Genomic DNA, 24954 nt, shown 5'->3' with positions numbered 1-24954 from the left:
TGCCCTGTCCAAGTAAATGGACAGGGCATTTTTTGTCATGAGCTTACGACTCACGACGATATTTTTCTTCTTCATAGGCATCCGGTGCATCGGAGACAGGGCGTTCGAACTCTTCCCATGATTCCGATTCGACGTCCGGTTCAATGAACTGATCGTACGAGCCGTCCGATTGGAAATACGGCTGCGGTACGGGGCGTTTCTTGTCTTCCCGCTTGGTCACGAAAGATCCCTCCCTCACACAAGAAAGTTACTGACGAGAATCAAAATACGGTGAAAAACTATGATCGACTTCTTCGTACGGATCAACGTACGATTTACGACTCGTTTGCGTCTGACGCAACTGACTGATTTGTACCCCTAATTTAGCCGTTTCTGCTGATAATTTCAAGTCGATTTTCCGACTATCAGTGACGAGTTCCTGAATGACGGCTTGATTGGCACCGGCTAGTAGATTCGAGTGTGCCGCAATGAAGGCTTCTCGTTCGTTCAGCAAACCCTGAATCTTCTCGATCCATTCGTCATATGTCTCTTCACTCGGGGTTTGATCAAGCAGTTCAATCAATCGTTTCGTCTTTAGGCGAAGCGGATCGAGCGGACTCATCGTTGCCGCGCGAGTTTCATCGCTTCTTTCCACGTCTCGCGGAATTCTTCCGCAAAGCCAATCACTTCGTCGATTGCCACCAAATCGTTTTTGACGTTGGCATCGATTAAGCGTGTTTGCATATAGTCATACAAACTGTTCAAGTCTTTTGATAAGGCAATTGATTGATTGAGCGTCAATTGCAACTCGCTGATGATGGCTTGTGCCTTTTGGATATTCGTATTTTTTTGTTCGATCATCTTCTGTTCGATGGCACGTTTTGCAAGCATCGAGAATTTGATCAGTCCTTCATATAACATCAATGTTAAGTCTTGAGGTAACGCTGTCGTTACCGAGTTCGTCTGATACGTAGCATAAGGGTTCATTCGCGTTTCCTCCTTTTTATTGTCCTTGTCCGAGATAACCAGCAAGCGTCGCCGACTGACTATTCGCCTGGTTCATTGCTTGTTCCATTGCCGCAAATCGGCGATAGTAACTATCTTCTTTTCGTTTTAGCTTGTCTTCCCACGACAGCATGCTTTTATCGAGATCAGCGAGAGACTTGCCAAGTCGATAAGTTGTCGCAACCGCTCCGTCACGCCCAGCGACTCCAGAAATCTTATCGCGGAGTGTTGTTGCGAATCCTTGAATCTGACGAACGAATCCATCGAGTCCATTCGGATTCGGAATCGTATTCCCTTGCGCGTCCTTCGTGGGCTCCGGCGCATCAGCGGTGAATAGCTTATAGACACCTTCTGGCTGTTCTTCGAGCATCTTTTTCAATTTCGTTTCGTCGATTTTTAGTTTCCCACCATCTCGGAAATCACTCGTTGAAGTGATTCCGATTTGCGACATATACTGAAGCTGAATTGTATCCGTTCCTGACGTATATGAATAACCGGTATCAATTTTTGATGAGATCGCACTGCGGAACTGATTCATGCCGTCTTGTAAGTAGCTATCGTTTTTGAGGACACCACTCATTGCCTTTTCTTCCCACTTCTTGACTTCGTCCTCGCTGAGTTCCTTGCGCTGAGCATCCGTCAATGGTTGATAATCACGATACTTTTCTTCACGAACTTTCTTGTTCATCTTATCAATGACGTCGTTATACTTATCAACGAAGTTCTTAATCGAATCAAAGTTTTTCTGTGTGTCGAGTGTCGTATTGATCGTCGTTGCCGTCGTCGCGACGTTGTTTAACGTGATCGTCAGACCGTTCTGCGTGAACGTATTCGTTGTCTGCTCAAGTTGTTGTCCACCTATCGTATATTTGGCATTCTGTCCTTCACGACCGAATGTACCGTCTTGTGAATTCACCTTCGCAGTATTATCTGATGCATCGACGATCGAAATGTCGGCACCGTTTGGATTCAAGTTACCGGTACTTGTTTTCGTTAAAACGAGTTTCCCTGTTAAATCATTGAAAACAGCGTTCATCCCGAGACTTGTTTTACCGTTGATTGCCGCTGTTAAGTCAGAGATTTTTTGTGTTGCGTCAAGCTGCAATGTCTCAGTTACCGCTTTACCTGTCGCATCGAAGGTATTGATTTGGACGTTGATTTTGCCATTCGCATCTTTCGTGAATAATCCACTCTCTTCAAGTGTTGCATCACTTTTCTTTCCGCTTGCTGCGACCATAGTTACCGAAGCCGCACTAGCCAGTTGATCAATACTGTCAATTGTCACACTACCAGATGATGCTGCTGGACTTGCTGTTACCGTCAATGCCGTCGGATTTGAACTCGTAACCGTCTTCGATTGATAGTTCTTCGACAACAGCATATCGCTTGCAGCTGTTCGGAAATCAAGTAATGCCCGGTTCATCTCTCGGTACGCATCGCGTTGCCATGTCAATGTCTGTTTCTTTTGCGATAATCGATCGACCGGTGCTCGCTCCGCCTGCATTAATTGTTTAATCATCGTTTCGGTATCAATTCCACTCGCAAGACCACTCAGTCGAATGCCTGCCATCCAATCAGCCCTTTCCGTTAAATCCGTTTATCGATCAATTGATTAAATTCCATGAAGGCCGCGAAAAAATCAAGTTCCTTTTTACTCGGAATCTCTTGCACGACGTTATTATTCGTATCGACAACTTGAATATAAAATTCGTTTAGTTTTTCATGTTTGACAAACTTCAAACCCGTTCGTTGAAGCTCAAGTTTGATGTTTGCTTGTTCCATTGCTGTTTCAAGTTTTGTAATATGCTGTGGTGTCGGTAGGACAACGACTCCTTCTTCTGCTAGCGCTTCCTGATTCGCTTCCACAAACACATTCCGTGTCGCTTCGTACGGTAGGACGTTCGAAGGTAGATGAAGGCGAATTTCCGTATTAATGGAATTCATAGTCGGTCACTCCTTTTTCTTCTCTATGTAGTATATCGGCTAAATCGGATATTTTATAAGTATTAATTTAAGGAACTTGATTTCCGGGTAAAAGGAACATATGTTTCTATAAAAAGGAGGGACATTAATGCTATTGCTAAACAAGCTATCAGCTTCACAACAAGCTATTTTATTAGCTAGTATTCTCGGAGATGGAGAAATCACAAAGTGTTATCCCGGTTCTAGACGAAAGAACAATAGTTATCGTGAACACTTCGGAGAGTCACAGCGATTTTATCGAGAATGGAAGCAACAGCAACTTCCTGATTTGCTTTATATCCGCCAAAACAACTTAGTTTCGCGCTCACTTCCTTTACTTACGGAACTTTATCCTTACTTTTATCCTTCTGATCAAAAAGATATTCCCTTCGACTTACTTCCTTTATGTAACCATCCACTTTTCTTATTGACCCTTTATCTTGACGACGGTTCATTGATTGTCTCAAAGCGCCTTACATCTAAACAACAACTGATTGTTTCTCCTACAATCGCGCTTTATCTTCAGTCTTTCCCCAAACACTCATTAACACTCTTTTGTGAATGGTTAAATCATAATTTTCGACTTCATTTTAGAGTAGCCAAAACGTCAAATGGTTCCGGATATTTCCTGCGAACAACTCGTTTTGAAGATACGATGCAATTTCTTGATTATTTGACACCTTATGTAAATGAGTTACCTGATTTTTCGTATAAACTCGATTGGCAAATTCGAATGAAGCAAATACAACAGGATTATCCCCATGTAAAAATCGTAAGTACAAAACCCAATCAGTACTTTAGTGCATCAGAAATCGAACAACTAATGACTGACACGGCAAATCAAGTTCCTGTATCAGAAATCGCTCAACGCTTAAATCGGTCAACATGGTCAGTCTACGCTAAACTCAATGCCATAAAAAAAGGTCACGGAACGAGTCCGTGACCTGAACAATCGATATGTGCCAATTACGATTAACGGAGTAATTGGAGAACGCCTTGCGGCTGTTGGTTCGCTTGCTACGCGCATTAGCTTTCGCTAATGATAAGACTATATCTTCATCCTAGATTTACTAGGAGCTGGGCACTTCCCCCGCCGTTTACGGAGTACGGATTTCATAACCATCGGATAAATCCATTAGGTCGTCTATCCTAGTCGTTGAACCTTCACCAAGGTTTCCCTACAGGTGCTTGGCTGCTGATTGTCCAATCCTTAATGTTTTTCAAAACGGTCACGCTCGCCGTTTCCAGCCACGTTGTCGTACATCAAGGCTCTCAGGAGTTCCAGCAATTCACCCAGTCATGATCTAATCCGTTACCAGATTAGACGCCCGGTAGAATCAATCATCGAAGGAGTTGAAGAACACCCTGCGGAGTTTGATTCGATTGAGCCAACATTGCTTGTGCAGCTTGTGCAAGAATCGAGTTCTTTGTTTGGTTCATCATTTCTTTTGCCATGTCAACGTCACGAACGCGTGATTCAGCCGCTGTTAGGTTTTCAGAAGATGTTTTGAGGTTGTTGATTGTATGCTCGAGACGGTTTTGGTTTGCACCGAGTTTCGAACGTTCAGCAGAAACACTGTCAATCGCAGTCTGAATTTTAGTAACAGCTGCTCCCGCATTAACTGCACTTGATACATCAAGTGCATTTTCTGCTGGAGTGTTATTTGTACCGTCCGTAACAGTATTAGCAGTAGTGTAACCAGTACCTGATCCAGTGATACCTAAAGCAGCAGCACGCATATCAGTGAACTCAAGTGTCATTGTTTGATTTTCGTTTGCACCAACCTGAGTAGAGAACGTTGATTTAGCTCCACTTGCTGGAGTTGTTGTTGCCGTATTCAATGCTTGTGTCCATGAATCTCCAGTTGCTACACCAGTTGCTGTTGAAGTTTCGATTTGCATTCCTTTATAAGTGAATGTAGTACCAGTAAGCGTTACATCACTTGCTCCACCATCCACAGACCAACCAGTTGCTGTTTTTTCGATAGTAAGAGTTTCGTTGGCAGTTCCTGTAAACGTTCCTGAAATTTGAGCTTCAGCTGTAGCTGTATTTCCTGCTGTTGCAGTCATGTTAGCTGCTGTAGCAATTGTTGTTGCAGGTGTTGTTGTAGCAGCCGAACCAGCAACAACATTACCAGAAGTAGCATTTAGTAATTTTTGACCGTTGAATTCAGTAGTATTACCAATCCGGTTAATTTCACTAGTCAATTGGTTAACTTCTTTTTGAATTTCACCACGATCTGAAGTTGTGTTTGTATCGTTACCAGCTTGAACAGCAAGTTCACGCATCCGCTGAAGGATATCGTGCGTTTCGTTCAATGCACCCTCAGCTGTCTGAATCATTGAGATTGAGTCCTGTGCGTTACGTCCAGCTTGATCAAGTCCACGAACCTGAGCACGCATTTTTTCAGAGATTGCAAGACCAGCTGCATCGTCTCCTGCTTTGTTGATACGAAGACCTGAAGCCAATTTCTCCATTGATTTGCTTTGTGCTGCAGTAGCTGCAGACAATTTGTTGTGCGTGTTAAGCGCAGTTACGTTGTGATTGATAATCATTGTAATTTCCCTCCATAGGATTAATTTTTCGTCTCTTTGAAGATCCGTCTTCTCCGAGATGTGCCCCCTGGCCGGCCCAAGGGTGACACGATGGATTGAGTCGATGACTGCTTCCACCTTATATATCGTCGTACGCTCGAAATGTTTAACAACTTTCTTCAAAATAAATATAAAAAAATTGTACATCCAATTTGGACGTACAATTTTTTTGTTTAAAGACGCGTCGCACCCGTCTCTTCTTGTAATTGTTCCGCTACTGCAACAAGCTCTTCCATCGCCCCGTTGACTTCCCCGAGCGATGCCGCTTGATGACTTGACGCTTGCAAGACTTGTTCTGCGTGTTTCGATGCTTCCTCGACCATTGCAAGGATATTCGCTGTCGTTAAGCCGACTTGGTCAATCTCTTGATCCGATTTGACGACAAGCTGGTCAACCGATTTCACACGTGAGTAGACATTTTCTGTCGAATGATGAATCTCTTCAAATGACGCTCCCGCTTGTTCAACAAGTCCGACACCTGTTGCGACTTCACTTTGAACATCGGTCATTGCGTTCGCTGTATCATTAACAAGACGCTTGACGCCAGAAATTAAATCGGTGATTTCTTTTGCGGATGTCGCTGTCTGTTCCGCCAGTTTTTTGACTTCTGCTGCGACGACGGCAAACCCACGTCCTGCTTCGCCCGCTCGTGCCGCTTCAATCGATGCATTCAAGCTGAGTAAATTCGTCTGTGCCGAGATGTCACTAATGACATCCGTGATCCGTGAGATCTCACCTGTCATATCCGTCAAACGACCATTGAGTGTCGCTGACTGTTCCATCTTTTTCGAAATCATGTGCATTGCTTCAACGGAATCGGTCGCGAGTGTCTTCCCGTTCTGCGCTTCCGTCTGCATGACCGTCGCCGATTTCAACGCTTCATTCATTTCTTTCGCGACTTCATCCATCGTCCGTTTGACGGCACCGAGGGCATCCATCGATAGGTACGCTTGATCAACGTTCTCGTTCATCTTCGCTGACAACTCTGCCATTGCTGAACGAATGCTTTCACCCGATGCATTGCCTTCCTGGACTGCTGCTGCAATCTCTTGAGCGGATGCTGTCAGCTTATCGCTTGAGCTTCCCATCTGTGTCGCCTGTTTGCGGATATGTAAGACCATCACTTCGAGTTCGTGCATCAGTTGGTCAACTTCATCCCCACGCTTCGCTTCTTCGAAATCGACGTTGAAGTTACCATTTGCGACTTCGCGTGCCGTTTCTGTTGCCTTTTCGATTGCTTTGATCGGTTGGCGCAAGATCAACTGAATCAATGACGTCCCAATCAACGATAACAATAAGCCAATCCCTGCTCCGAACCAAATCGCGTTCGTATCCGCGACGTCAAGTCCACGGTGGAGATAGAGCACGAGCTGGGCTGAGATGCCGCTCGTGATGACTGAGATGGCCAAGACCCAAAAGAATAACCGTACCTTCAAGTTGCTTCGTAATTTACGCATAACCGAAACTCCCTTTCCTGTATCTTCTTTCACCGTCCTCTCTATCGGTTTCTTTTGTAACCGTTTTAAGTCAGTTGACCCGATTTTCAAAAACGATTCCCGGTGAGATGACAAAAGCACACCAAAAAGAGTGATGGATCAAATCATCCATCACCCTCTCTTTCTTATTTCCGATCAATCTCAACATATTTATATGAGATATCCGTTCCGACATTGTGTCGGGCAAGATTTTTGACTTCCGTGTTTTGCAAGAAGGCATTCTTCCGTTGGTAGACAGGCGAGATTGCTTGATCGTCGAGCAACAAGCTTTCCGCTTTACTGAGTAAGGCGAGACGTTTGTCTTGATCGAGCTCACTTTCAGCCTGTTTCAAGAGACGGTCATACTGTTTGTTCGAGTAGTCCATCATGTTGAACGGGTTACCGGTCGTGAACAAGTTCAAGTATGTCGTTGCATCCTGATAGTCTGGTGCCCAGCTCGCGAGTGACAGATCGTAATCCCCTCGTCCTTCACGGGCGAGACGCTCTTTCTTCGGTAGTGATAACAATTTAACGTCGACATTCTGCTTCTTCAACGCGCCTTGGATGTACTCACCGATTTTTTTCGAGACGTCATCGTCTTCGATCAACATCGTCAATTCAAGATTTTGCTTTGCCAGCACTTTGTTTGCCGCTGTTACATCATATGACGATTCGATTTGACGCGCACCATCGTATTTCGGATCAAGTTCTTTCGGCACGATGTAGTCAGCAGGAAGTGATCCGTTCCCGAGCAACGTTTCCGTCATCGCTTTTTTATCATATGCCGCGTCGATTGCTTGACGTGTTTTCTTATCCTTTAAAGCATCCGTCTTTTCATTCATCCGAATGAAGAACATCCGCGAATCGCTGAACGTGTTGTACTCTTTTTGATCCTTGTACGTCACGACGTTCTCCGAGTTAAGTGGCGCGACATCGAGTTCACCGGACTCAAACAAGTTGATCGCAAGCATCGGATCTTTGATGATTTTAACGTCGACTTCGTCGATCTTGACGTTCTTCCGGTCTGCGTACTCAGCGTTTTTCGCGAGCGTATAGCCTTGTTCGGCTTGATATTTCTTGAACGTGAACGGTCCGTTGTAGACGTTCGTTTTTGGATCCGTTCCGAACTGGTCGCCTTCAGTTTTGACGATGTCTTCCCGGACTGGCATATATGTGCCGAACGTCGTCATGCTGAGGAAGTACGGTGTCGGGCGTTTCAGTTCGATCCGGAGTGTCTCGTCGTCGACCGCTGTCGTTTTTTCGACTGGCTCGAGCAAGTAAGCGAACGGTGAGTTCGTTTTGATGACACGCTCGAACGCATAACGGAAGTTCTCTGCTGTGACGGGCTTTCCGTCCGACCATTTGGCATTCGGGTCGAGCTTGAACGTATAGACTTTTCCGTCTTCAGAGACGCTATGTGATTTTGCTGCTGCCGGAACAAGTTCGTTGTTCGCGTCGAAGCGATAGAGTCCTTCGTAGATTTGGTTGAAGATGTTTGATGTGATGGCGTCTGCCGGGTCAACCGACAGGAGATCGTAACTTTCCATCGTATGCAGGACCTTTTTGTCCGCTTGTTTGTCTTCTGCTGGTTCTGTCGTTGCACATCCTGCTAATAGGACTGCCGTGCTCGCCGCTGCGATCAATGTCTTTTTCATGTGTAGTGCCTCCTGAGAAATATGATGAGCGTTGGATGATTCGGCATACCTTGACGTACAACAAAAGGCGCCCTCTACGCATAGCTAACAGCTAATGCATAGAGGACGCCTGTATCCGCGCGGTGCCACCTCTGATTGAGACGAAGAATCGTCTCCACTTGTCGCTGGTCCAACAACCAGCTAGCCCGGTAACGGGGGCAACCGTCCTGTCTACTCGAAGGTTCAACAGGCTCTCAGCGGTCCATTCTCGTTCAGCTTACCGTGTCAGGCTCTCACCATTCCTGACTCGCTTGGTCGGCAGTGTTGACGATACTTACTCCGCGTCGTCGATGTAATTGATATGGCTTAACTTGTTGTTTACTTTACACGGCTTGTTTTTCACTGTCAACGAAAAAAACTCAGAACGGATGATCTTCTTGTTTTTCTTGCTCCCGACGGACCGGACGTGGTCGAATCGGTTCGACGTGTTTGACATGTGTTCGTGTAACGATTCGGTTACTGAGTGCTGCATCGACGAGAATCGTGATTGCTGCTGCCATGTGTAAGAACATCCCGACGACCGGAATGACACCGACCGTTGATGCGACGATCCCGACGATGTTCCCTTTTGAGACGTTCCCGGCACGTGCCGTCAATACGACGACGACGATGTGAAACGCGAGCATCAACCACAGGGCATTGTAACCTGAGAAAATGACGATTGAACCACCTAAGAGCGGAATCCCGAGCACCGCTTCCATTCCACCTGATACCCACTTCAACGTCCGCAATGAATCCTGTCGACTCTCCATGACGTCGCCTCCTCTTTTTTTCCATATGTCTAGTATACGACGAATTGCAGAAAAGGTTCCAACGTTTTTGTTTAGTTTCTGTAATAGTAATCATAAAAAAAAGCAATCGACGAATGTACTCAAGTCTTGCTCCCTTTCCTCAGGCGAGACACAAGCCGCGACTCTTTCGCTTCAAGCAAAAAGCCGGGTCTTGTTTGTCTCTGACAGCGCAACTGCGCTTTTTCCTGTAGGAGTGGAGCACCTTGAGTGTCCAGCATGCACTGGAATATCCGTCAATCGCTCATTATTTTAAACCGCCAACACGTGGAACTGATAGCCACGATGGACAACGAATCCTGCCTCTTTGTAGAGATCAAGTGCCCGGTCATTGTCCGTCTCGACGTCGAGTTCGAGTTGTGTCCGACCTGTCCGGAACAACGCTTGAACCATCAATTTCAGCATCTTCTTCCCGTAACCATTACCTTGCGCTTCTGGACGAACCGCAAACGCATGAATGCTCGCTTGTGTATCGGAAGCGAGGTAAGCACGGATGACGCCGACCGGTTTGCCGTTTGCGACACCGATGAACGTAATCCGGTCGTCAGATTCAATCGCTTGATAGATCGACTCTGCTTCTTCGTCCGTATTCCCGAACGATTTACCAAGCGTCTCGACGATGAACGGACGGTCGTCTGCTGTCGCTTCGCGTAATTCGAAATCCGGATCGGCTTTTAAGAACAACTGCGCCTTCTTCAAAATCATGTTGTACTCGGTCATCCGGTACTCAGCACCTAACCCTTCGAGGACAGCTTGACCTGACTCACTTGCATCGTCAATGACGAACGTAAATGCTTCGACGCCTGCTTCCGTTGCCCGCGCACGTGCCGCTTCAACGAGTGCTGTGAAGATGCCTTGTTTTCGGTAATCCGGATCAACGAAGACATTCAATTCCCACTCCGTCGGTAAGTACGCGAATGCTTGTAAATATCCAATCAATTGCTCGCCATCATAGATTGCGAAATCGTTCTCGCCGACCCAATCGGCTGCGACCTTTAATTCAATGCCATCATGATCGTTGACACATTTTTCGAGTTGTAATACATCTGTTGTTTGTTTGACGTCTGTGACGTTCCATTCCATATTCATTCACCTCATTTTCAACTATACCGAACGAACAAAAGAAGCACTAGCAAAAGCTAGTGCTCATTGCAGTTTAAATGTCTTCATCATCTGCGGGACGTCCTTGACGATCAAGTTCTCGATCGCTTTTTTACCGACAGCACCTTTGACGGCTTCCGTCGGTAAGACGTAGTAGTACGTTTTGCTACCTTTCGTCCCGAGATATGTACCATATCCGATTTCACGGTCGAACTGTTTTTTCGAGAGCTTCTTCGGCTCGTAGTTCAAATTGACGAGCAACTGATCCGCGCCTTTGACTTTATAATAAAAGGCGAACGTACCACTTCGCGTGACAACACCGTATTTCGATTTGACCGTCTTGTTTTTGACAAGTTCGACTTTATCTTGTTGGATCGCCTTTTTTAACGCGTCCGTCGTCTTGACTGTATAGCCGAACGATTCGTTCGCGACGACCCCTTTACTATATGTCACGTTACTTGCAGCAAAACCCGTCACCGGAGTCAGACATGCTCCGAGTAAGACTCCTGTCATTGCGATTCGTTTCATGCTGACTCCCCCTTAAAATGATCGATAGTTATGGATTCCCTTTTGTGAAATAGGTAAACTCTATTCTCGAAAAAGATTTGACGGAATTGTCTAAATTTCTTACGATAGGGATAACGAAACGAAATGGGGTTAAAGCGATGACTGAACAAGAACAATTAACGCAAGAACAGCTCGATAACTTGCTCAAGAATGCGTTTGCAATGCAGGTTCCGATCCTCGAGAAGTTCATGAAGGATACACACGATCGTTATGCACTCGCAACGACGTCGTTCAAGCGTGACATGGAAGCGATGAAAGAGACGGAATGGCATCAGTTCTTCGCTAGTAAACTGTTACCGCACTTCTTCCTCGAGCACCTCGGATTCGGTGCCTCGTTCCGCTTCAACGGACACGACAAGGAAGTCGATCTTCCGGAAAACGTCGTGCCGGTCCGCAATGATGCCGATGAGCAAATCGAAAAAGTCGTCCTTGGGGTCAAAAAGGCGATGCAAGACGAGCACATCAAGAATCACGATCTTGTCGCGAACTTCTATAAGGAAACACTCGAACTCGCTTGCCAGATGGGCAGCCGTGTCGGGATGAGCGATGAGTTCTATACTCTCGTCAAACCAAGTCTCGTTCATGCGAACGACGGTCAATAATCGTTACATTAATTCAAGAGAGGTCAGTTCCGGAATGGTTTCCGAAAACTGACCTCTCTTTTTGTATGCCTGATAGAATCCGTTTAAAACCGAACGTAGAACACCGCTCCCCCACCACTCCGGTCACGGACACCATATGTGAACTGATGACTATCGAGAATCATCCGACTGATCGCAAGACCGAGTCCATGCCCGGCACTGCCTTCTTGTTTGACGTAGACGTCCCAGATCGTCGCTCGGTCTTCTGCCTGAACTCCCGCTCCTTCATCCTCAACTGTCAATTCGTCATGCGTTAAGCGAACCGTGACCGTCCCGCCGACGGGTGAAGCAAAGCGGGCGTTCATCAAAAAGTTGATCAAGACGCGTTCGAACATGTGTGGATCAAGTGACTGCCTAACCGGTTGCAGCTCCGTCGCCAGTGTCAGTCCTGCCTGTGTGAACGTCCCGCGCAGGCGTTCAACTGTCGCAAGCACGAGTTCATCGAGTGCCACATCCGTTCTTTCAAGCGGCATTCGTCCACCGGCAAGCTTCGAATAAAGCAACGTCTCATCAATCAGATGATCGAGTCGATCCGTCTCCTCGATGATGCTCGTCGTCACGTCGGGCAGTTCAGCAACGGGAATGACACCTGCCGCGAGTGCCTCGGTCTCGTTTCGAATGATCGCGAGCGGCGTCCGCAAGTCATGAGTGATGCCGGCAATGAACGTTTTCTGTAGATGATCCTTCTGTTTGAGTTGCGTTTGCATCTCGTCGACCGCGTCAATCAACTCACCGACTTCGTCTTTCGGTCGTGCCGGTAAGACAACGTCTGCCTCGCCAGCACCAATCTTCTGGGCAACGGAACGGAGCGTCACGATCGGTCGTGTCAGGTGCCGTCCCATATAGTAAGCGAGTAAGGATGCGAGCAACAGGGTCACCAGTAACGCGAGTCCAATCGCGAGATAAACACCGCTCAGCGCACTACTCGCCAGTGGTGCTTGTCGGACCGTCGTGATGCGCGTTCCATCAACCGTCAACTGATACGTCAGCAACCGTTCGTCTTGCACTTCGATGACGTCTTCTTTCTTTAAATCGTCGAGAAGTGGTAACCGCCCCGCCGGTCCGCGAGCGCCAATCCGTTGCGTCAATCCGTCGGTCGTCAAAAACCCTTGAATATCACGCGGTATCGGCGTGTCGGCTTCAAGCGCTTGTTTAATGATGTTCGCTTCCCGGGCGAGTTGATCGTACCGTTCGCCTTCTGCGAATCGATTGACGAGAAACGCCGTCAAGACGAAACTGAGGATCCCCATCACGAGCAGCGGACCGACGACAGCGTATAAAAACTTACGCATTAAAGGACGCCGTTTCATTCAATCGCCTCCAATCGATAGCCGACCCGGTGCACCGTCTTCAATTGTTGTTTAATGACAGGTAACTTATCCCGTAATTGTTTGACATGTGTATCAACGGTCCGGGTATCGCCACCAAACGCGTACCCCCAGACGTCATCAAGAATCTGATCCCGACTGAGTGCCTCCCCGAGGTGTTCGATGAAGTAAAGCAACAGTTCGAACTCCATCTTTGCGAGACTGATCGCCCGCTCACCTGTTTTGACTTGGCGTCCCTTCTCATCGATCGTCAAGTCACCAAACGCATGGCGAGCGACCGGACGGACTTTTAATGCCCGTTCAAGCCGGATCGTCAATTCTTTCAGGACGACCGGTTTGACGAGATAGTCATCGGCACCGAGTTCAAGTCCGAAGACGCGATCATCGGCCTCGCCGCGTGATGTCATCATGAAGACGACTGGCGGCTGAAATTGTGATTTGATACTTGGTACGAGTGACCAACCGTCACCGTCTGGTAAGCGGACGTCAATCAAAACGGCATCAAACGCTGTCGTCAGGCACTGTTTCGCCTCTGCTAACGAACCAGCAATCGTCACGTCATACGCATGATGACGAAGGAAACGCGCCGTCACCTGCGCTAATTTTTGTTCATCTTCAATCAATAGTACGTTCATGGTCATCCCTCCACTCTTAGTGTAGCGCCTTTTTGCCTTCATTTGCCTTTCTTCGCAGTTTCTTTGCAACTTCCTCACAACTTCTCTTTCGTGACCCTCTACCATAAAAGGTGAAAGGAGTGATCATCCCATGACATTCAAAAAACAATGGATCACTGCATTGACAATTAGCGCATTAACAGTCGGAGGCGCATCAGCATACGCTGCGACGAACGACGACTCGAGCACGACAAAACAAGCGAAACACGGGCACCACTTCGAAGGTATGAAAAAACATGATATGACGCTACTCTTGAAAAAATTGAACCTGACACAAGCTGAGGCAGATGCTGCCCGGGAGAAAGGGCAATCAATCGCCGATCTCGCAAAAGCAAAAGGAATCTCGTTCGCTGATTACAAAAAAGCAGAACTCGCAGCAGCGAAGGAACAACTGGCAAGTCTCGTCAAATCAGGCGACTTAACACAATCACAAGCAGACGACATGTTGAAGCGTCAAACGGAACGGTTCAGTGGCGTCAAGAGTTATGATGAACTCAAAGACAAGATGCCGATGGGTCGCCACGGTGGACCAGGTTTCTTCAATGAATCATTGATCGCTGACGTCTTGAAGGCACTCGGACTGAGCCAGTCGAAGTTCGACGCAGCGAATCAATCGCTTGCTGCTTATGCGAAGGCACAGTCGATCAAGTTCGCCGACTATAAAAAAGCATTGCTTGCGGCGCAGACAAGTGAACTCAATCAACTCGTCAAAGACGGGAAGATGACGAAAAAACAAGCAACGGAAATCAAGTCTCGACTGACAGAGGAATATAAGGATGCAAAGAGCTACGACGATCTTCCGGATCGCGGCGAACACGGTAAGCGTGGCGACCATGGACCGGGTGGCGTCTTCGGTGACTCAACATCCGCAATTTTAAAAGCACTTGGACTCGATGAAGCGAAATTTAAAGCTGCAGAGCAATCCCTGCCTGAATTCGCAGAAGCGAACAAGATCGCTTATGCCGATTTCGAGAAAGCCGTCCTGACAGCACAAACTGCTGCGATTGATCAACAAGTCAAAGATGGCAAGCTGACAGACAAACAAGCAAAACAAATCAAGGAACACATCCAGTCCCGCGCGGATGAAGCTTCAAGCTACGCTGATCTCAAGAAAGGTCCAGCACGCGATGGTGGTCATGGTCGCGGACACGGACCTGGTCCGGACGGTGACATGCCGGGAGCACCAGACCAAGGAACGGATACCGATCCAAATGCCAGTGATACATCCGTCGATTTAGCGATTTAAGGATGAGACCGAAGCTCTTTCATAAGAGTTTCGGCTTTTTTTGTGTTCGATTTAGGACAGATGTCTTTTAATCATGATTTTTAGATACTGGTTCACTTTTTTGAAAAATAAGTCTATTCCTTGAACGAAGGTTGCAATTTCCATTTCCTACACCCGATACTAGTAAAGAGAACGCTAGTATTGTAAGGAGGTGACGTGGATGGCTTTTCATGAAGCGATGAATCGGATTCGTCAATCCGACACAGCCCCACTCTATATCGGTGGACTGGAAGTGTCCCGTCCGGAAACGGCGGAAGCCTTCTTTCAGCAACAGACAGATGCAATCTTTTTATTCGATGCCTCTGGAACGATCATCTATTTCAACGAACAGTTACCAGACATGCTCGGTTATTCCGCTGAGACGCTCTATGAGCATTTTGCCGTCTTCAATCCGCCTGATCAGATTGAAGCGGTGACTGCCTTTTTCACGCGCGCCTTAAACGGTGAGACCGTTCATTATACGGCACAAGGACTTCATGCTGACCAACACCGGGTCACATTGAAGATTACTAACATGCCGGTCGAACAAGATGGTCAAGTCATCGGTGTCTACGGAGTCGCGCGCGATATCACACGTGAGAAACAACTCGAAGAAGATGTCTCGTCGATTCGTTCTCAACTTGAACTGACGGAACAGATTCCAGAACTCGTCGTCTTTCACTTCGATGTTCAAAAGCAAACGATTGAATTCTCCCCTGCCTTACTGCATTTTTTAGGTCTTTCAGAAGTCGACGCGACGACGCTTGACCAAGAACAGTTATTTAGTCGGATTCATCCACGTGACTTCGATCCGCTCCGGTTCGAGATGGAACGTTTGATTGCGGGTGAAAAGGAACGTTTTGAAATGGAAGTCTCCCTGCTGACCGCTGACGATACCTATCAGCTGTTGCGCTTGAAAGCCTTCCATCGTCCGCATCATCCAGATCATCTATCGGTCGTCCTCTATGATTTATCGGAAGTCGACGAGGCGCGACGTCAACTCGTCACGGAACGGGCACAGGCACGTGAAATCTACGAAGCCGTTAATGCCGCGATCTCACAAATCGACTTGTTCTCGGGACGAATCCTGTTTCACTCACAAGGGTTCCTGCACATCTTTGAAGAATTGCCGCAGGATTTAATTCTTAGTCGTGAGTGGTTGTTTGAACGGTTGGACGTTCGTGATCACGCGGCGATGAAACAGTTCATTAGACGGTTGGTCGACGGGCAGGCGGGCACGATCCAGTACCGCCTTCACTTCCCGGATGGTCGCGTCAAATGGATCGAGGACCAACAGATCCCGGTCTTCCAACTGGACGGCACGATTGCTTACACGAATAGCATCATGCATGACATCACGCTTCAAAAAGCCTACGAGGAACAATTACGGCAGCTTGCTTTGCGTGACGCCGTGACACATCTGCCGAACCGGCAAGCGCTCATCGAGACGATCGGTTCGTGGCAAACGAAGAGCCAATCGTTCTTCGTCCTCACCGTCTCCTTCAACCGAATCGCTGAGATCAACAATGCCTTCGGACACGGCTCTGGTGATCAGTGGCTACAAGGAACGGCTGCCTTATTACAACAAACGAAACCAGACGAGACGTTTCTCGGGCATCTTGGTGGCGATGAGTACGCCATACTCGTACCGACGAGCTATAAACAGGACGTGACGACATGTGCTGAAGCACTACTCGGTTTATCAGAAACACCAATCTCAATCGAACCATACGCCTTGTTCGCGCGGATCTCGGTCGGGGTCAGCCGGTATCCGGAGGACAGTACGGACGCCGTCGAATTATTGAAGCATTCCTATACCGCTTTACGTCGATCGCGTCGTGAAAACCACAGCACGATGCACCACTACGCGTCGAATCTTGATATCGATTATTACCGACGCTATCGGCTCGAGCAGGACTTGCATTATGCGATTGAGCGCAATCAACTGTTCCTCGAATATCAGCCAAAGGTCGATAGCTGGACAGGAAAGATTGTCGGTCTCGAGGCATTGATTCGCTGGCAACACCCGGAATGGGGACGGATTCCACCGAACGACTTCATTCCGCTAGCAGAGGAAAGTGCCTTACATGTCGCAATCGGCGACTGGGTCGTCGAGACAGCGTGTCGTTCGATGCAGCACTGGAAAACGACAGGCGCAGAGCTCGTCCCAATTTCCGTCAACGTTTCACCAAAACGATTCTTGATTCCCGGCTTCGAACATCATATCGAGCGGATGCTGTCGACTTATCAGCTCGCACCTGAATTACTTGAACTCGAAATCACGGAAGCGGCCTTGATCATGGATGACCCGATGACAAGCCGGACGCTTGAATACGTCAGTCGGATCGGCGTTCGGATCGCACTCGACGACTTCGGGAAAGGCTATTCCTCGATGGTCTATCTGCAACGGTATCCAATCAACGTCATCAAGATTGACCGACAATTTGCGACCCACATCACGGATGATGCCAAAGCTCAAGCGATCGTCAAAAGTATTCTTTACATGGCAGGTGAGTTCAATCTAACGGTCGTCGCAGAAGGCATCGAGACGCTTCGTCAGCTCGATACGTTCCGGACGCTCAATTGTCCGAGTATCCAAGGCTACTTGTTTAGTCGCCCAGTGCCCGCGGACGTCATGGAATCGTTCCTCTTGCGCGAGATCTTGTATCCGATCGAAGCCTGTTCCTTATCGAGTGATACGGTTCCTCGCTTCTCTGTCTCAGGAAAGGTTCGCATGTTAACGCATCATGAACGACCGTTCGAACTTCCTTTTTCGGACATCGAAGCCCATCAGACGAGTACGCGGGCGCTCTACTTTTCAACGAAGACACCGTTACCGTTGTCAGATGCGACGTTTGAGGTTCGCTTAAGTGAAGGATTACAACTCGTCACGTGTACGGTGACAATCACCGGACAGGAAGATGAACAATATATCGGCGAATACACGAATCCGACAGAAGCGGAACAGATCATGCGGTTCTTCCAGTCGTTACGTTATCGCCCTTGATCTCTCCACGAAGACGTTCACACACGTCTTCGTGCTTTTTTGTTATAGTAATCGTAAAGCGTTTTACTTCTGAAGGGAGGAATGGCATGCAGTCACCACTACCTACGAAACATCATCGCCGCTCTACGAAAGGTCAGCTTTTTCGACGATTGTTGATGCTGACGATCGGTGCCATCATCTTCGCGCTTGGACTGAAAGGATTCCTTGTTCCAAATAACATCATCGATGGTGGAATCGTCGGGATCTCGATCATCGGCTCAAAAGTGACCGATACGACGCTCGCCTTATGGCTGTTCTTCTTGAACATTCCATTCATCTTTTTTGGCTACAAACAAATCGGAAAAACGTTCGCTCTGTCGACGTTATACGCAATCTTCGTCATGGCGATCGCAACGAAACTCCTCGAACACATCGGTCCGCTGACGAGCGTGGATTTGCTCGCGACCGTCTTCGGTGGCTTGATTCTTGGAATCGGCGTTGGCATAGTCATTCGCTCGAGTGGATCACTCGACGGAACCGAGATTCTTGCCGTCTCCTTCAGTCGCTCGACGCCGTTCTCAGTCGGTGAGATCGTGATGTTCTTCAACGTCTTCATCCTTGGCGCCGCTGGATTTGTCTTCGGTTGGGACCGGGCGATGTACTCGTTGATCACCTATTTCGTTGCCTTCAAGACGATTGATGTCGTCATCGATGGACTCGATCAGTCGAAGAGTGTCTGGATTATTTCGGAGAATTATGAAGAGATCGGTCTTGCAATCATGGATCGACTTGGACGCAGCATGACGTATTTAAACGGAGAAGGTGCCTTTACCGGCGACGGCAAAAAAGTCATCTTTTGCGTCATCAGTCGCCTCGAGGAATCAAAACTCAAAGATATCGTCCGTGACTTCGATGAGCAAGCCTTCATTGCGATCGGCAACATCCATGATGTCCATGGCGGTCGCTTCAAGAAAAAAGATATCCATTAACCGAACGAAAGGAAGGAACACGGGTGTGGAAAAAACATCGTAAGAAAATCATCGGTGGCGTGATTGTCATCGTGACGCTTGCTGTCATCGTCGTCATCGGGATTTCCGCTTATGTCGGCTCATCGTTGACGCAACCGGAACGGGAAGCCTTGACGACGACACCGAAAAAAGCGGAAGGACTCGACTATGAAGACGTCACCTTCCGCTCCTATAAAGACCGGACACGTTTGTCCGGCTGGTGGATGCCAAGTGAGGACGCAAAACTGACGGTCGTCTTCGCCCATGGTTATGGTAAGAACCGGGAGCAAGAAGATGTTCCAATCTTCCCGTTATTCAAGAAGTTCCACGACGCGGGCTATAACGTCCTGACATTTGATTTCCGCGGGTCCGGTGAATCGGACGGAAAACGTGTCACAGTCGGTGCAAAGGAACAAGATGATTTGCTGACGGCCGTTCGCTACGCGAAGTCACGGTCTTCAAAACCAGTCGTCCTCTACGGTATCTCGATGGGTGCTGCAACATCACTCGTGACCGCTCCAAAGGCGGACGTCGTCGGTGTCATCGCCGACAGCCCGTTTAGCGATCTCGAGAACTATCTCGCAACGAACCTGCCTGTCTGGAGCGGGTTACCGAACTTCCCGTTCACCCCGATCATTCTGGAGATCACGCCACCTCTGACGGGTCTCAATCCAGAACGGGTGAAACCGATTGAAGCGGTTCGACGGATTGAGTATCCGATCCTGTTGATCCACGGGAAGGACGACGATGCGATTCCAGTCACGGAAAGCATGAAGATTCAAAAGGCGGCGCCGCGCTCCGAGCTCTACGTGACGGAAAACGGTGGGCACGTCCAGTCGTATGCGCACGACCGAAAAGCGTATGAAGAGAAAGTCATGACGTACTTGTCAGATCTGCATTGATGAAAGGAGATTGACATGCAACAGTTATCGTTGTTCCTGACCTTTTTCGTCGCACTGACAGTCATGACGATCGGACTGCTCGTCACCCGACGTGCCGGCTATCGTTTACCGTACGGACGAACGATCGCCTTGATTTGGACGGGTTCCGCCCTGATCGGACTGGCCCTTTACTTATTACGTTAAACGAACAGCCGCCCGCTTCCTTGACGGAAACGAGCGGCTGTTGTTTGTGCTTATCGTTTTAGTACGGCAGCGCCGACGATCTTCAAGACTTCCGGACGACTGAGTTTTTCTTTCCCTTTTGCAAGGGCATCCAGCGTTCCATGTGCGAGTGCAAGTGGAATGTGACAGAATTCATAAATCGTCGTCTCCTTCGGAATGGACGCAAGGTAGGCATCGGCTTCTGCGAGATTCTCACGCGCATAAGCAAACATCGTATCCGTCGTCCAACCAGGTGGGAAGTAACCGACACCACGCTCCGCATCCTCCTGTTGGTTACGCAGGATGTTGACGGCTTGTAAACCACGACCAAATCCGATCGCTTGCTGTTTATCAGTGACGATACCAGCCTTCCAGTACCAAATGTCGGATAACATGACACCGACGAGTCCGGCGACATAATACGTATACTCGTCAAGATCCGCTTCCGTCTCGACCGTCCAGTCACGCTCTGCCCAGACCGCCATCCCTTCTGCCATCTCCGCCGTCGAATCGAGGACCTTCGGACGAATCGCGGCCGGACAATAGGCGATCCACTCCGGTAGACGGAGTGTTACTTCCGGTAGATGCGCCGTGTAGGGCGCAATCAACTCGAGATAGGTTGTAGCGGAGAACGTGCCTCGCATCAATAACGCCGTCTCGCGAAGTAACATCGTCTTGACGTCCGTCGCCAAGTCCTCATGGTCTTCAATCTCATCGATGGCACGCATGCATAGATAAGCAGCACCGACCGCTTCCTGTAAGTCTTGCGATAGTCGACTAATCGGGATATAGAAGGTGCGACTCGTCGCTTTTAATACACGGTTCGCGTCTTTTTTCAGCTGCTTCGTCTCATTCATTCCTGACAACTCCCTCTTTGGCTCAAAAGGTTTCTTTTCTCTTCATTACTATACACGATTCAACGCGTTTCAGCATTTGTTTCATGATAAGAAAGACTCCCTTTGCAGCACATTCGGGCAAAGGGAGTCTTTTCATCCTCGTTTGAAGCGCATCGTTCATTAAAAAGATACGTTCCGATGACATTCAAATGGAATCATTTTTCCTGTTGTTTCAAGAGTTGTCCAATCAATCCAGTACTACGGGACGCTTCCGTGTTCTCTTCTTGGATCGACAAGTAGACTTCCTTCCGGTGGATATCAACTTGCCGTGGCGCCTTGATACCAATCTTGATTTGATCGCCTTCGATTGCAAGAATCGTCAGTTCGATGTCGTCACCGATTTGAATCGCTTCTCCCGTCTTTCGTTTCAGTACGAGCATCAGCGACCACCTACTTCCGTCAGACTACCGATCAGATGACGATTCGCGTATGTATCGTCTAGGATGATTTGTTTCGCGAGCCGTTGTTTCGTCTCCATGACGAAAGGTGCTCGTAAGTTCGTCGTCGACGTCGTGAACGGATCCCGTAATGTGACCGTCGTATAAACGGCGACTTGTGCCGTATCCTCGATTCCGAGTTGTTCTTTTGCTGCCTCTGGTAACTCGAAGACATATTCCGGATCAATCCAGAACGGGTTTGTCACGACGAAGGCACACTCCGGCTGATCAATCGATTGAAACGACCAGAACGGGACGCCTTCTCCGAACGGGAGCAAGATGAAGCGTTTTGCTTCCGGAAAACCTGGTAATTCGGACGCGAAGGTGATGATTTCCGTCTCGTCAATCGTGATGGTTCCAAAAAAATCCGTTTCGATCTGCATGTCATTATCCTTCCCCATCGAATATGCCGCCAACCGGCCACATATTCAGTTGATTTTGTTCTTGTAGATAAATGTCGACCTGTCCTTCTTTCACAGTCAGTTCCGGTCGATGCGTTTCGACATCGATCTTCGGACGATTCGCGGTATAACTTAATCGTACCTCAGCCGGTGTATAGGTCGTCTTGACTCGATCGAGGCTCCGCGGAATGAATCCGAGGGCCGTCACTTCAGCAGGCGGTGTATCATTGGCTTTCGCAATCCGCGCGACAGTTCCCCCGCCCTGCTCGATCCGCATCAGTTGATCGCCTTCGGAAGCTCCCTTTGCGACAGCTTCCTGTCCCTTTTGTCGTCCATAAGTAGCATACTGTCGAACAGACTCAAGCGCAGGAACGCGCCCCATCTCGATCCAAGCTTGTGTCGAATCGATCTCAAGACGCGCTGCGACCGTTTCAATCGATAGTTCCCCACGGGGTTGTTCAATCGACAGGGAGGCAGGTGTCTGCTTCTGCTCGATTTGCGGACGCGTGATGTTCATCCCGATTCGTGCTGCCGTCTGACGCATTTCAAGATGCGGAAGATTCATCTGCCTTCACCCCTTATCGTAGGAAATCGAGTAATGTCGGCTGAATGATTCGTGCCCCAGCGCTGAGTGCTGCGCGGTGTAACGTCTCGTATGACTTCAGCTCCATGATGACTTTTTCCGCCTCAATGTCTTCGTTATCCGACATGACCGTCTTCGCGATGATTTCCTGATCCTCGAGCCGTGATGTGTTCAAATCCATCCGGTTGACCCGTGCCCCGAGATCAGCACGTGTCTCGACCGTTCCGTTGACCATCTCATCGATATCTTTCAACATCCCGGATAAGGTAGCCCCGTTGTTATCAGCGTTCGTTCCGAGTGCATCATAGACTTTTTTCAACGTTTGGAACGTTTCCGGTCCGAAGACGCTGAGTGGTGAAATGTTAACTTGGACTTCGATACCAGAAGAAACTTCATATTTGATGGATTCCGTCTCCTTACCTGTCGGATCACCATCCGTGAAGACACCGTCAACAGGACCAGTTGTACTCGCTAAGTAATCACGCAATCCGTCCATCGAGACGAATGCCGTATCCGTCTTCGTTCCGTTGAAGATGCCTTTTTCATTGTATTTCGTATTCGCGAGCGTCCCAATGTGTTCAATCAATTGACCGACCTCACTCTGGATCGCTTTACGTTGTGTTGCATCGTACGTATCCGTCGCCGCTTGTGTCGTCAACTCACGAATCCGACTCATCGCTGATGTGACTTCGTTAAGGGCAGAATCCGTCAAGTCCATCCAGCCCGTTGCTTCGCTGGCATTTTTCTTGAACTGTTCGACTTCTCGTACTTCCGTCCGGTAACGCACGCCTTGCATCGCAATGACTGGATCCTCAGACGGACGTTGAATCTTCTTCCCACTGATCAATTGTTCCTGAAGCGTGCTCAAGCGCTGATAGCTTGAGGATAAGTGCCCGATATTCGTTTTCGTCAACATCGTTTGTGTTACTCTCATCTATTCATCACCGTCCTACGAGTCCCATACCGTTGATGATTTTATCAAGCATCTCATCGACGGTCGTAATATTTCGTGCTGCTGCATTATAAGCGTGTTGATACTGAATCATCATCGTCATCTCTTCATCGATCGAGACGGCAGACATCGACATGCGGCGCTGATCCGCACTTTCCATCAAGACAGCAGCACTCTTACCAAGGCGTCCGACCTGATCGGTCGAGACCGCCATATCGCCGATGACGTTTTGATAGAACGAGCCGATCGTCGTCGTCGTTTTCGACTCCGTGAATTCGATGCTCGCTGTCTTCATCTTCGCCAGTTTCAATGCCCCTTGACTATCCCCGATGTTGCCGTCCGTCGACGTCGCGATGTTATCAAGACTCGCCTTGATGTCCGAACCGACGGAGATCGTTGCTGCCGTGATGTCACCGCTTGTTGATGCGAAGAAGGCGTTTGATCCCGCTGTACCATCTTTCTTCAAGTTCGTCGCATGCGCAGCGTTAAAAGCATTCGCGAATGTCTTTGCCATCTCATTGAGTTGACTTTCCATCTTGACGTATTCCCCGACGGCTTTTCCGTCTCGCTCTTGCCCGTACATCTCGATTAGTCCTGATAAACGTCCTGTTGAGAAGCCACCAAGCTGATCAAACGTATAGGTTTGTGTCTCAGACTTAAAGCCGGTGTACAGTCCCTGTTCGTTCGTCGTGAACGTCAGTGTGCCCGCTTTCGGTAAATCGGAGTCGACAGCAAGCAGCTTGTCCCCGTTCGGAAACTTGATGTTGACGTCAATGCGCCCTTCCGCATTACGCAACGCATTCCCCATTTGTCCTGTTTCGATCGCCTGAGCATCTACTGTCACTTTTTCGAAATCGACATATTGAGCAAGCTCATCGAAGTAACGATCTCGCTCATCGTAGAGTGCGTTTGGTAAAGCACCAAGCGGCTCGACAACGTGGATTTCCGTATTGATGTTATGGATTTTTTGTAAGAGGTCGTTGACTTTTTTCGTCGAGACCTCAATTTCACTTTTTAAGTCTGTTTTGACTTGATTGATCGCTTTTGCCATGTAATTGAAGGTCTGCGTGAGAGTCTCCGCCTTTTGTCGGACGACACTGCGTGCACCTGAATCTTGCGGATTCGTCGACAAGGTCTGGAGTGATTCCCAGAATCCATCGAATGCTTTTGCAAGACCGGTGTCAGACGGTTCGTTGATGATATCTTCCATCCGCCCGAATGCCGCTTGTTTCGTACCGTAATACGAGACTTTCGTCACTTCATCCCGGTACTGCTTATCAAGCATGACATCGCGAATTCGCTCGAGCATTTCTCCGCGGACCCCGGTTCCGACTTGTCCATTTCGTCCAGATCCAAGTGAAATCGAAAGTTGTTCCGTCGTTCCCATGACGAGACGCTGACGAGAGAATCCTTCCGTTCCAGCGTTCGCAATGTTATTTCCAGTCGATTGCAGAGCCCACTGGTTCGTCGTTAATGCCCGACGTCCTGTCTCAAGCCCCATGAAAGTCGATCCCAT

Annotated in this window: 26 protein-coding genes and 1 other annotated feature; of the genes, 7 read left to right on the top strand and 19 right to left on the bottom strand. The window is 48.4% G+C overall.

Going from position 1 to position 24954, the window contains the following annotated elements:
* Positions 1-43: 43 nt before the first annotated feature.
* Genes KNQ06_RS01785 through KNQ06_RS01765 form a run of 5 tightly spaced genes read right to left on the bottom strand, consistent with a single transcriptional unit; the run spans position 44 to position 2928 of the window.
* On the bottom strand, positions 44-220 hold the full coding sequence (locus KNQ06_RS01785) for a hypothetical protein (RefSeq protein WP_169738097.1): 177 nt from the start codon (positions 218-220) through the stop codon (positions 44-46).
* Between the two features lie 27 nt (positions 221-247).
* Positions 248-634 (bottom strand): hypothetical protein, encoded by a 387-nt coding sequence (locus KNQ06_RS01780; RefSeq protein ID WP_353049184.1) that lies wholly within the window; start codon positions 632-634, stop codon positions 248-250.
* Positions 598-966 carry a flagellar export chaperone FliS gene (gene fliS, locus KNQ06_RS01775; RefSeq protein WP_035410054.1) on the bottom strand — a complete coding sequence of 123 codons (369 nt, stop codon included), beginning with the start codon at positions 964-966 and terminating at the stop codon, positions 598-600. The genes KNQ06_RS01780 and fliS overlap by 37 nt, the downstream gene beginning before the upstream one ends.
* A gap of 16 nt (positions 967-982) precedes the next feature.
* Positions 983-2554 carry a flagellar filament capping protein FliD gene (fliD, locus tag KNQ06_RS01770; protein WP_214805394.1) on the bottom strand — a complete coding sequence of 524 codons (1572 nt, stop codon included), beginning with the start codon at positions 2552-2554 and terminating at the stop codon, positions 983-985.
* 17 nt (positions 2555-2571) lie between these two features.
* Entirely contained in the window at positions 2572-2928 is a 357-nt protein-coding gene (locus KNQ06_RS01765; RefSeq protein ID WP_214727750.1) for a flagellar protein FlaG, read from the bottom strand.
* 127 nt (positions 2929-3055) lie between these two features.
* Here KNQ06_RS01765 and KNQ06_RS01760 point away from each other — a divergent pair, with 127 nt between their 5' ends.
* Positions 3056-3889: an endonuclease gene (locus tag KNQ06_RS01760; RefSeq protein WP_214805396.1), complete on the top strand. Its 834-nt coding sequence runs from the start codon at positions 3056-3058 to the stop codon at positions 3887-3889.
* Positions 3890-4287: 398 nt separating this feature from the next.
* Here the strand turns inward: KNQ06_RS01760 and KNQ06_RS01755 are convergent, their stop codons facing one another.
* The 6 genes from KNQ06_RS01755 to KNQ06_RS01730 all read right to left on the bottom strand — a co-directional run bounded on the left by KNQ06_RS01755 (position 4288) and on the right by KNQ06_RS01730 (position 11127).
* Positions 4288-5502 carry a flagellin N-terminal helical domain-containing protein gene (locus tag KNQ06_RS01755; RefSeq protein ID WP_214805398.1) on the bottom strand — a complete coding sequence of 405 codons (1215 nt, stop codon included), beginning with the start codon at positions 5500-5502 and terminating at the stop codon, positions 4288-4290.
* Between the two features lie 212 nt (positions 5503-5714).
* Complete coding sequence (locus tag KNQ06_RS01750) at positions 5715-6998, bottom strand: methyl-accepting chemotaxis protein (RefSeq protein ID WP_214805400.1); 1284 nt, start codon at positions 6996-6998, stop codon at positions 5715-5717.
* Positions 6999-7162: 164 nt separating this feature from the next.
* Positions 7163-8671 (bottom strand): peptide ABC transporter substrate-binding protein, encoded by a 1509-nt coding sequence (locus KNQ06_RS01745; protein ID WP_214805402.1) that lies wholly within the window; start codon positions 8669-8671, stop codon positions 7163-7165.
* 98 nt (positions 8672-8769) lie between these two features.
* Positions 8770-9007: a binding site (T-box leader), on the bottom strand.
* 62 nt (positions 9008-9069) lie between these two features.
* Positions 9070-9462, bottom strand: coding sequence for a hypothetical protein (locus KNQ06_RS01740; protein WP_064299399.1), 393 nt, complete (start codon positions 9460-9462; stop codon positions 9070-9072).
* A gap of 288 nt (positions 9463-9750) precedes the next feature.
* Entirely contained in the window at positions 9751-10581 is an 831-nt protein-coding gene (locus KNQ06_RS01735; protein ID WP_035410073.1) for a GNAT family N-acetyltransferase, read from the bottom strand.
* Positions 10582-10644: 63 nt separating this feature from the next.
* Entirely contained in the window at positions 10645-11127 is a 483-nt protein-coding gene (locus KNQ06_RS01730; RefSeq protein ID WP_064299397.1) for a hypothetical protein, read from the bottom strand.
* 137 nt (positions 11128-11264) lie between these two features.
* On the opposite strand from KNQ06_RS01730, the gene KNQ06_RS01725 reads away from it, so the two are divergent.
* Positions 11265-11768, top strand: coding sequence for a hypothetical protein (locus KNQ06_RS01725; RefSeq protein ID WP_029342519.1), 504 nt, complete (start codon positions 11265-11267; stop codon positions 11766-11768).
* Positions 11769-11851: 83 nt separating this feature from the next.
* Here the strand turns inward: KNQ06_RS01725 and KNQ06_RS01720 are convergent, their stop codons facing one another.
* Both KNQ06_RS01720 and KNQ06_RS01715 read right to left on the bottom strand, forming a co-directional pair.
* Positions 11852-13117, bottom strand: a complete 1266-nt coding sequence (locus KNQ06_RS01720; RefSeq protein ID WP_215147213.1) for a HAMP domain-containing sensor histidine kinase — start codon at positions 13115-13117, stop codon at positions 11852-11854.
* A complete protein-coding gene (locus KNQ06_RS01715) occupies positions 13114-13770 on the bottom strand; it encodes a response regulator transcription factor (protein WP_215147211.1) in 657 nt (218 codons plus the stop codon). Before KNQ06_RS01715 ends, KNQ06_RS01720 begins: the two co-directional genes overlap by 4 nt.
* 130 nt (positions 13771-13900) lie before the next feature.
* Between KNQ06_RS01715 and KNQ06_RS01710 the strand changes: the two genes are divergently transcribed.
* From KNQ06_RS01710 to KNQ06_RS01690, 5 genes are all read left to right on the top strand, one after another.
* Complete coding sequence (locus tag KNQ06_RS01710) at positions 13901-15055, top strand: hypothetical protein (protein WP_215147209.1); 1155 nt, start codon at positions 13901-13903, stop codon at positions 15053-15055.
* A 199-nt stretch (positions 15056-15254) separates the two neighbouring features.
* Positions 15255-18080 carry a sensor domain-containing protein gene (locus tag KNQ06_RS01705; protein ID WP_215147207.1) on the top strand — a complete coding sequence of 942 codons (2826 nt, stop codon included), beginning with the start codon at positions 15255-15257 and terminating at the stop codon, positions 18078-18080.
* Between the two features lie 86 nt (positions 18081-18166).
* Positions 18167-19048, top strand: coding sequence for a YitT family protein (locus tag KNQ06_RS01700; protein WP_035410093.1), 882 nt, complete (start codon positions 18167-18169; stop codon positions 19046-19048).
* A 23-nt stretch (positions 19049-19071) separates the two neighbouring features.
* On the top strand, positions 19072-19968 hold the full coding sequence (locus tag KNQ06_RS01695) for an alpha/beta hydrolase (RefSeq protein ID WP_064299392.1): 897 nt from the start codon (positions 19072-19074) through the stop codon (positions 19966-19968).
* Positions 19969-19983: 15 nt separating this feature from the next.
* The gene (locus KNQ06_RS01690) at positions 19984-20151 is read left to right on the top strand and encodes a hypothetical protein (protein ID WP_215147205.1); all 168 of its coding nucleotides are present in this window, start codon (positions 19984-19986) and stop codon (positions 20149-20151) included.
* A 50-nt stretch (positions 20152-20201) separates the two neighbouring features.
* Here KNQ06_RS01690 and KNQ06_RS01685 read toward each other — a convergent pair whose 3' ends face one another.
* From KNQ06_RS01685 to flgK, 6 genes are all read right to left on the bottom strand, one after another.
* Positions 20202-21026 carry a squalene/phytoene synthase family protein gene (locus KNQ06_RS01685; protein WP_029342526.1) on the bottom strand — a complete coding sequence of 275 codons (825 nt, stop codon included), beginning with the start codon at positions 21024-21026 and terminating at the stop codon, positions 20202-20204.
* 194 nt (positions 21027-21220) lie between these two features.
* Positions 21221-21445 (bottom strand): carbon storage regulator CsrA, encoded by a 225-nt coding sequence (csrA, locus tag KNQ06_RS01680; protein ID WP_029342527.1) that lies wholly within the window; start codon positions 21443-21445, stop codon positions 21221-21223.
* Positions 21445-21885: a flagellar assembly protein FliW gene (gene fliW, locus KNQ06_RS01675; RefSeq protein WP_058705009.1), complete on the bottom strand. Its 441-nt coding sequence runs from the start codon at positions 21883-21885 to the stop codon at positions 21445-21447. Before fliW ends, csrA begins: the two co-directional genes overlap by 1 nt.
* Before the next feature lie 4 nt (positions 21886-21889).
* Positions 21890-22468: a DUF6470 family protein gene (locus KNQ06_RS01670; protein ID WP_215147203.1), complete on the bottom strand. Its 579-nt coding sequence runs from the start codon at positions 22466-22468 to the stop codon at positions 21890-21892.
* 13 nt (positions 22469-22481) lie between these two features.
* Positions 22482-23420, bottom strand: coding sequence for a flagellar hook-associated protein FlgL (gene flgL, locus KNQ06_RS01665; RefSeq protein ID WP_215147201.1), 939 nt, complete (start codon positions 23418-23420; stop codon positions 22482-22484).
* 7 nt (positions 23421-23427) lie between these two features.
* Positions 23428-24954, bottom strand: coding sequence for a flagellar hook-associated protein FlgK (gene flgK, locus KNQ06_RS01660; RefSeq protein ID WP_029342531.1), 1527 nt, complete (start codon positions 24952-24954; stop codon positions 23428-23430).

The organism is Exiguobacterium sp. s91 (assembly GCF_018618915.1).
Lineage (GTDB): Bacteria > Bacillota > Bacilli > Exiguobacteriales > Exiguobacteriaceae > Exiguobacterium_A > Exiguobacterium_A abrahamii.
This window is presented reverse-complemented; position numbering and strand designations above follow the sequence as displayed.

What these genes read in the sequence shown, in the direction of transcription:
- fliS (WP_035410054.1), bottom strand. Translation starts at nt 966, where the DNA reads ATGAACCCTTATGCTACGTATCAGACGAACTCGGTAACGACAGCGTTA.
- fliD (WP_214805394.1), bottom strand. Translation starts at nt 2,554, where the DNA reads ATGGCAGGCATTCGACTGAGTGGTCTTGCGAGTGGAATTGATACCGAA.
- KNQ06_RS01765 (WP_214727750.1), bottom strand. Translation starts at nt 2,928, where the DNA reads ATGAATTCCATTAATACGGAAATTCGCCTTCATCTACCTTCGAACGTC.
- KNQ06_RS01760 (WP_214805396.1), top strand. Translation starts at nt 3,056, where the DNA reads ATGCTATTGCTAAACAAGCTATCAGCTTCACAACAAGCTATTTTATTA.
- KNQ06_RS01755 (WP_214805398.1), bottom strand. Translation starts at nt 5,502, where the DNA reads ATGATTATCAATCACAACGTAACTGCGCTTAACACGCACAACAAATTG.
- KNQ06_RS01750 (WP_214805400.1), bottom strand. Translation starts at nt 6,998, where the DNA reads ATGCGTAAATTACGAAGCAACTTGAAGGTACGGTTATTCTTTTGGGTC.
- KNQ06_RS01745 (WP_214805402.1), bottom strand. Translation starts at nt 8,671, where the DNA reads ATGAAAAAGACATTGATCGCAGCGGCGAGCACGGCAGTCCTATTAGCA.
- KNQ06_RS01740 (WP_064299399.1), bottom strand. Translation starts at nt 9,462, where the DNA reads ATGGAGAGTCGACAGGATTCATTGCGGACGTTGAAGTGGGTATCAGGT.
- KNQ06_RS01735 (WP_035410073.1), bottom strand. Translation starts at nt 10,581, where the DNA reads ATGGAATGGAACGTCACAGACGTCAAACAAACAACAGATGTATTACAA.
- KNQ06_RS01730 (WP_064299397.1), bottom strand. Translation starts at nt 11,127, where the DNA reads ATGAAACGAATCGCAATGACAGGAGTCTTACTCGGAGCATGTCTGACT.
- KNQ06_RS01725 (WP_029342519.1), top strand. Translation starts at nt 11,265, where the DNA reads ATGACTGAACAAGAACAATTAACGCAAGAACAGCTCGATAACTTGCTC.
- KNQ06_RS01720 (WP_215147213.1), bottom strand. Translation starts at nt 13,117, where the DNA reads ATGAAACGGCGTCCTTTAATGCGTAAGTTTTTATACGCTGTCGTCGGT.
- KNQ06_RS01715 (WP_215147211.1), bottom strand. Translation starts at nt 13,770, where the DNA reads ATGAACGTACTATTGATTGAAGATGAACAAAAATTAGCGCAGGTGACG.
- KNQ06_RS01710 (WP_215147209.1), top strand. Translation starts at nt 13,901, where the DNA reads ATGACATTCAAAAAACAATGGATCACTGCATTGACAATTAGCGCATTA.
- KNQ06_RS01705 (WP_215147207.1), top strand. Translation starts at nt 15,255, where the DNA reads ATGGCTTTTCATGAAGCGATGAATCGGATTCGTCAATCCGACACAGCC.
- KNQ06_RS01700 (WP_035410093.1), top strand. Translation starts at nt 18,167, where the DNA reads ATGCAGTCACCACTACCTACGAAACATCATCGCCGCTCTACGAAAGGT.
- KNQ06_RS01690 (WP_215147205.1), top strand. Translation starts at nt 19,984, where the DNA reads ATGCAACAGTTATCGTTGTTCCTGACCTTTTTCGTCGCACTGACAGTC.
- KNQ06_RS01685 (WP_029342526.1), bottom strand. Translation starts at nt 21,026, where the DNA reads ATGAATGAGACGAAGCAGCTGAAAAAAGACGCGAACCGTGTATTAAAA.
- csrA (WP_029342527.1), bottom strand. Translation starts at nt 21,445, where the DNA reads ATGCTCGTACTGAAACGAAAGACGGGAGAAGCGATTCAAATCGGTGAC.
- fliW (WP_058705009.1), bottom strand. Translation starts at nt 21,885, where the DNA reads ATGCAGATCGAAACGGATTTTTTTGGAACCATCACGATTGACGAGACG.
- KNQ06_RS01670 (WP_215147203.1), bottom strand. Translation starts at nt 22,468, where the DNA reads ATGAATCTTCCGCATCTTGAAATGCGTCAGACGGCAGCACGAATCGGG.
- flgL (WP_215147201.1), bottom strand. Translation starts at nt 23,420, where the DNA reads ATGAGAGTAACACAAACGATGTTGACGAAAACGAATATCGGGCACTTA.
- flgK (WP_029342531.1), bottom strand. Translation starts at nt 24,954, where the DNA reads ATGGGATCGACTTTCATGGGGCTTGAGACAGGACGTCGGGCATTAACG.